This is a genomic window from Streptococcus danieliae, assembly GCF_009767945.1.
Lineage (GTDB): Bacteria > Bacillota > Bacilli > Lactobacillales > Streptococcaceae > Streptococcus > Streptococcus danieliae.
The window spans coordinates 1-1679 of the sequence record NZ_WSRS01000138.1 but is presented as its reverse complement, the minus strand read 5'-3'; the positions used below and the strand labels follow the sequence as shown (position 1 = coordinate 1679).

The following is a 1679-nucleotide window of genomic DNA, read 5'->3' as shown; positions in this document are numbered from 1 at the left end:
TCTCAGATGCCCTAGAAGCGATTTTGGGATAGTTTTAGTATAAATGGCTTAGTTTTGTTTTTGGGGCTCTTGAGGGGCAAATAAGGGTGTTTGTGTGACTCTGAGAGTGGAACGACAGTGACAGAGTCAGAGTCAGCGAGGAGCGAAGCCCGAGCGTTGACTCGTTGACTCGTTGTCACGTTGTCGTGGAACTCGATATAGCCGCCTTATCTAACAGGCGGTAAAAAGGACACAAATGGGGTAAAAAACATGGTCAATCCCTACGGGCGCAAGGGATTGAGGGGCGGACACTTTTTTGATTTGGAGGGTGTATGGACGAAAGTGATTTGTTTTGTAGTATTGATAGGCTGACAATTCTAGCAGAACCTAAAAATGAAAAGAGACTTAGTTGGGTGCATAGAGTATTAAAACGAGTTTTAATGACTGAGCTTAGTGATTCTACAAATTTGTTTGTTGATGAAATGGGCGATACTGTAATGTCTCCATACGGTGTTGCGTATGGAGTGCGAGATGAGTATGGGGAAATAGAGTTCAAAGAAAATTTGATTTATTGTGAGATTTTGGAAAGAGGTGGTTATGTTGATTTGAGGTATGACTTCAATCCAAATTCTTTGAAGAAATGGGATGTAGAATGGGTTTGGAATGTTGTTCGTAATGTTTTAGATGAGTTTGGTTCAGAGTATAGATTGTCTCGTTTTGATTTGGCTATTGATGTAATAAATACACCTGAGATTTTTGAGTTGAAATGTACTAGACAAGGAGTGACTAGAAAGCTTTTGTTTGGTCGTAGTGGTGCTTTAGAAACTATATATTGGGGTTCTAGGCAATCTGATGTACAAGTTAGGCTTTATAATAAATTAAAAGAGATGAAGTCGTATGAAAGAGCGGAGCTTGATGAGTCTATAAAATCGTTTTGGAGATTAGAAATGCAAATGAGAACTAAGAAAATTGATAGAACTTTAGCTCAAGAGTTTTCTGATAGACTTGATGGATTTAGTTTAGTTCCTGTTTCGGCATTAGATTTAAAACCAGAACTTAAACGTTTTGCTATGCTTTTGGAATCTGATGGAGATGTTGCTGTATGGTATCCAGAAGTTGATGAACGGACATTGCGTAGATGGAAAGCTAAAGTAAGAAAAGCTAGAGAAGATTTTGATGATGATGCATATCGAAAGGTACTAAAAAATGCCTTGCATAATCAAATGCAAGACATTAAATCAGAATTGGATAAATATGTAGACGTTTATCTAGGTTTCTGATGGTGGGTTTGATGTGCTATAATGCAAAGCAGGGAAAGAACTGTTAGATTGGCGTCTCCGTTCTCTCCCTCTCGGAATTATACAAGATGATTGTATCTAAAACATTGGTATAATGCAACCATCTTGTATAAATTTGATTTGAGAGGGAGAGAGTAGAGCTATGCTGTATTCTCTTTTTTTGATACGTGATCGGTTATGTCGCGAAAGCTAATTGACAATAAGCTGAGACAGATTATGCTGAGGACTGCGAGCTGCAAAGCTTTAGCTTTCGCAAGCTCACAGTTCGAAAATAAGCGTCTCAGGTTACTTATTGTCAATTAGTCGTGAAATAAGATTTTGGAGCTCTCAGATGCCCTAGAAGCGATTTTGGGATAGTTTTAGTATAAATGGCTTAGTTTTGTTTTTGGGGCTCTTGAGGGG

The 1679-nt window shown here is 38.4% G+C and carries 1 protein-coding gene; it reads left to right on the top strand.

Annotation, left to right across the window (positions count from 1 at the left end):
* Positions 1–311: 311 nt before the first annotated feature.
* Complete coding sequence (locus tag E5983_RS08970) at positions 312–1259, top strand: replication initiation factor domain-containing protein (protein ID WP_160333487.1); 948 nt, start codon at positions 312–314, stop codon at positions 1257–1259.
* Positions 1260–1679 lie beyond the last annotated feature (420 nt).

Bases quoted from the DNA above. Each gene is read 5' to 3' on its own strand.
- E5983_RS08970 (WP_160333487.1), top strand. From the start codon at position 312: ATGGACGAAAGTGATTTGTTTTGTAGTATTGATAGGCTGACAATTCTA.